Genomic DNA, 4,725 nt, shown 5'->3' on the forward strand with positions numbered 1-4,725 from the left:
TAGGTATAGGTATAGGTATAGGTATAGGTACAGCCTCGATACAATTTCCATTCGCTCTGGATTTTGCTTTATCTTAGGGTCATCTTAGCACATGCCGATGAAGTCACCCACTGAAAAACTACTGCCTACCCAGGACCTGCTCCGCCAGCAACCCCTCAACATCGAGCCACTGGAAGCGTATTCGAGTGAACTCTCGCAAGTACCTCATCGGCACGACGCGTACATGCTGATGTTTGTGGAGGATACCAAAGGGGGAGACAACCTCATCGATTTCCGTCGCTATCCGCTTGTTGCCGACAGGTTATTTATGCTGCGGCCGGGCCAGGCACATCAGCGGGAGGCAAAGCAGGAGAGAGGTATACTGATCTCCTTTTCGGAGGCGTTTCTGCAAACCACCGGTATAGGTGCGCAGGATGTCTTTGTGATTTTCAGTTCGGTCTACCAGCACCCCTACCTGGATCTGCCTGGGAAACTGAAGCATACCTTTCTGCAGTTGGTCCGGCTCATGCAGGAGGAACTGCAGGAAGCCAACCCCGGTGGCGCCATACTTTCGCGCTACCTCTACATTCTGCTGCAGTACCTGCTCCGCGAAAGCCATCTTCAGATCAGCAAGCTAACGCCTGCCCGGCACAGTGAGCGTCTTTTCCGGTTGAGCAGTCTCATCGAGACCCATTACCGGGAGCATCCGAGCATCGGCTTTTATGCAGATGCACTCAACATCACACCCAAGCACCTGAACAGCCTTTGCCGGCAGTACCTCCAGACAACCGTGTCCGACCTGCAACACGAGCGGATACTGATCGAAAGCAAGCGCCTGCTCTACTTCACAAGCCTGTCTGTTAAGGAGATCGGCTATACCTTGGGCTTTGAGGATGACTCTTATTTTGTGCGCTTTTTCAAACGGATGACAGGCATGACTCCCTTACAATTACGTCAAAGTGGTTCCGAAAGTACCATGCATAGAGATGAACGTCCTGTGGCCTAGGGGCTTGACCACTGTACCTTTGTCAAAATAAGGCAGCTATGCAGAAAAAGGATAATTTAAAAGCAATCGCGATTGGCTCGCTGGCCAGCGTGTTTTTCAGCTCTACTTATATTATGAACAGCTTTCTGGCTTCCAACGGGGGCCATTGGGCCTGGACGGCAGGTTTGCGTTCCTTCCTGCTGGTCCTGATGCTTGCTGTTATGTTGCAGTTCAAAGGGCAGCTGACGCCCCTTCTCCGGGTGATGCGTCAGCAGCTGAGGGCATGGGTGCTCTGGGGTGGCATTGCTTTTGGCGTGACCTACTTTTTTCTGACCTATGCCGCCTCCTTCGGACCAGGCTGGCTGGTGGCAGGCGTTTTCCAGTTCACCATTGTGGCCGGCATACTCCTGGCGCCTTTCATTTACGCAGACGAGCGGGCCAGAATTCCTGTGCGGGCTTTGTTGCTGTCGCTCCTGATCCTGGTAGGTATAGCTCTGATGCAGTGGAGCCAGAAGGATGGTGCTTACTCTGGGAATCAGCTGCTGATATGCGTGGTTCTGGTGCTGCTGGCTGCTTTTCTCTGGCCACTGGCAAACCGCAAGCTCATGCTGCATGTGGAGGAACAGGGATATCAACTGAGCGCCATGCAGCGGGTAGCCGGCACGGCCATTGGTAGTATACCGGTTCAGTTTCTGCTGATGGGCTATGGTTATTTTCAAGTTGGGCTGCCGGGGCAACAGCAACTGGTGTCTGTGCTGGTGATTGCGGTGAGTTCGGGCGTTATCGGTTGTATTCTTTTCTTTAAGGCCATGCACATTGCGCGTGCCGATGGTGCTGGTCTGGCAGCCGTAGAAGCGACCCAGTCGGTCGAGATCCTGATGACGGTGATCGGGGAGGTGCTGCTCTTAGGTATAGCCTGGCCCAACTGGTTGGGCAACACCGGTATGTTCCTGATCATGGGTGGTCTTGTGCTGTACAGCATGCCGGCGCGCCAGATCGCCTGGCGCCCCTACCGGAAACGGAAAAAGCTGGCTCTGCTTCGGAAGGGGATCAGGTAGTCCGGCTGCTGTGCGCCTGTAAGGCAGGAAAAAAGCGCACGGCTATACCTGAGAGTAGGGCCGCTACCTATATGCGGATCCGAAGGCAGTTTTCAGCCGACGCTTTAAGTCAACGTAATACCAAAGCTTATCCTTTCGCTGGCTTACAAAACCTAGCGCATCCGGCTGCTCATGCCACCATCCATAATGAAGGTATGGCAGCTCATGTAGGGACTTTTGCCGGAGCATATCCAAAGGATGGTTTCGGCAAATTCCTCCGGATAGCCTATGCGGCCTTTCGGGATCCTCTGCTCGTACTGCTGCCGGATCAATGGAAGTTTTTCAGGGTCACCGCCTGTCTGTGACTCCATCGCTTTTCGGAGCAATGGCGTATCGAAGGCTCCCGGCACAATCACATCCACTGAAATAGAAGTATGGACAAGCTCCAGAGCAGCTGACTTTGCCAGCGGCGTACAGGGACCCATACTCTACACCGCCCAGGCCATTTACAGAAGATACATTCACAATATGACCTCCGGCATCCGGATTTTTCTGCATCAGCTCAATTTCCTTCTTCATGCACAACCACACACTTTTGAGGTTGAGATTGATCGTGCTGTCAAATTCATCTTCCGTAAACGCCGGGAGAGGTTTGCCAATACCGGATTCTCCTGAAGCATTGTTGATGGCGATATCCAGTCGGCCAAAGCGGGACTCGATCTGCTCAAACAGCTGGTATACCTCCGCCATCTGCTCCAGGTCCGTCTGCATATACACTACATTGCCCTTAATAGAATCCACTGCCTGTTGGGCTTTGAAAGCGTCGCGTGAGGCGATCACCACTGTTGCACCACGTTCGGCAAAGGCTTTTGTAGTGGCAAGGCCTAATCCGGAACTGCCTCCGGTAACAAGAGCTATTTTATTTGAGAAATCATACGTAATCATAGCAGCTGCAGGGTTAATAGGTGACTTTGCTTCTTTCTTTCAGATTTGCGATCAGGTTGAGTCTGCTATACCTGTGGCCAAGGCCATAGGTATAGCAGAGCCCGATGAAATGCAGGGGCACCAGTAAATACGGTAAGTTGATTTATATAAGCACAAACATAATTAAATTTATTTAATATTGAATTAACTTGAGTAATTGTGCCTTTATAAAGTCTGAAATGGCCGATAATTGTACTAGGGGCAAACCTGATCCAAAAGTCGGATAGAAATAAACACTGTTCCGTTCTATGAACCGCAAACTCAGCTGAAACAAAAGCCGCAGCAGGAGGTTACTATACCTGTACTCCAGTATTAAAAGAAACTAATATACTGGCATAATTTATGTGGTTGCCGGTGCAACTGTTTTGCTTTTTCAGGCGTCTTCCTAACAGAGAGGCTCTCTTTATTTCTCCATCTACTTATTTCATCTTATAATCAATCCTTCAGTGTCAGCTAACGTCATCACCCATTTTTTCAGGCGCAGGATCGCGCAGCCTGTTATGAACCTGCTGAAGCAGGGGATGACGCCGCAAAAGCTGGCTTCGACCCTGGCTGTCGGCACAACACTGGGGGTGGTTCCGATGTTTGGAGTTACGACCGTGATGGTGACGGCACTGGCTGCCCGGTTTCGGTTGAATATTGCTGCGACGGTACTGGTTAGTTACCTGGTGCACCCGCTGCAGTTGCTGCTGATTATCCCCTTCGTGAAAGCCGGAATCTTTATGTTCGGGATGGCTGAGCTGAAAATGTCTCTGGATGAGATGCTGGCTATGTTCCGGGCGGACTGGCTGGAGGCGCTCAACAAGCTGTGGCTGGCCAATCTGGCTGCTGTGTCTGCCTGGGCGATCATGGCGCTGCCGATCGGCTTACTGCTCTACTACCTGCTGCTTCCGCTGCTGCACCGCCTATTGCCGAAACCTGTAGGTGTAGCTATACCTAAACCTATACCTGTCGAAGAAGTGCCAATAGCACAAGTTTCAGAACTGGAGGTATAGCAGTAAAGGTATAGAGACTAAAAATATATGTCAGAGGGGAGCTGCTGTTCGCGATTAAACAGTTGAAATCCAAAATCAAAACCTGTGAGCTTGCTCGCCTTAAAAAGATAAGTAGTTATCTATTTAATTAGGTATAAAACAAAAACGCCAGCTTCGGATGAGGCTGGCGTTTTTGTTTTATTTAAGAGGATCAGGCATTCTCCAGTATCTGGAACAACTCGTCCAGTTTAGGGGTCAGAATGATCTCGGTGCGGCGGTTCTTCTGGCGCGCTTCTTTTGTTTTGGCATTGTCCAGCGGCACGTATAAGCTTCTGCCGGATGGCGTCACCCGGTCCGGCTGCACGCCTGATTGTGTCAGAATACGGGTGATCTCTGTGGCGCGCAGCACACTCAGATCCCAGTTGTCCTGCATCCCTACGGTGCCTTTGGCGATCGGCACATCATCCGTGTGTCCTTCTACTACCACGTTCACGTCCTGCTGCTCTTTGAGTACAGTAGCCAGCTTCTTCAGCGCTTCTACACCCTTCGGATCTACTTTGGTAGAGCCGGAGTTGAAGAGCAGCTGCTCTGCCAGCGACACGTATACCTTGCCATTGCGGATGTTCACAGTCAGATCTTTGTCGTTGAAGCCAAGCAGGGCATTGCTCACTTTGGAGCGAAGCGCATTCACTGCTTTGTCTTTCTCATCGAGGATACGCTGCAGTTCTGCCAGGCGCTGCTCGCGTGCCTTCAGATCCGAATTGAG

At 51.3% G+C, this 4,725-nt stretch carries 4 protein-coding genes and 1 pseudogene; 3 read left to right on the plus strand and 2 right to left on the minus strand.

Annotated elements, in window-relative coordinates; genetic code table 11:
• Positions 1–97 precede the first annotated feature (97 nt).
• Together OB13_RS13630 and OB13_RS13635 are read left to right on the plus strand one after the other, a co-directional pair.
• Positions 98–985 carry an AraC family transcriptional regulator gene (locus tag OB13_RS13630; protein ID WP_461490719.1) on the plus strand — a complete coding sequence of 296 codons (888 nt, stop codon included), beginning with the start codon at positions 98–100 and terminating at the stop codon, positions 983–985.
• A gap of 38 nt (positions 986–1,023) precedes the next feature.
• Positions 1,024–2,022: a multidrug resistance efflux transporter family protein gene (locus tag OB13_RS13635; protein WP_461490720.1), complete on the plus strand. Its 999-nt coding sequence runs from the start codon at positions 1,024–1,026 to the stop codon at positions 2,020–2,022.
• A gap of 152 nt (positions 2,023–2,174) precedes the next feature.
• Here OB13_RS13635 and OB13_RS13640 read toward each other — a convergent pair.
• A pseudogene (locus OB13_RS13640) lies at positions 2,175–2,946 on the minus strand (SDR family NAD(P)-dependent oxidoreductase).
• A gap of 485 nt (positions 2,947–3,431) precedes the next feature.
• On the opposite strand from OB13_RS13640, the gene OB13_RS13645 reads away from it, so the two are divergent.
• The gene (locus tag OB13_RS13645; RefSeq protein ID WP_461490721.1) at positions 3,432–3,980 is read left to right on the plus strand and encodes a DUF2062 domain-containing protein; all 549 of its coding nucleotides are present in this window, start codon (positions 3,432–3,434) and stop codon (positions 3,978–3,980) included.
• Positions 3,981–4,170: 190 nt separating this feature from the next.
• Here the strand turns inward: OB13_RS13645 and OB13_RS13650 are convergent.
• Positions 4,171–4,725 (minus strand): OmpA/MotB family protein (locus OB13_RS13650; RefSeq protein WP_461490722.1); only part of this gene is annotated, 555 nt, incomplete at its 5' end.

This window comes from Pontibacter sp. HJ8 (assembly GCF_054824225.1).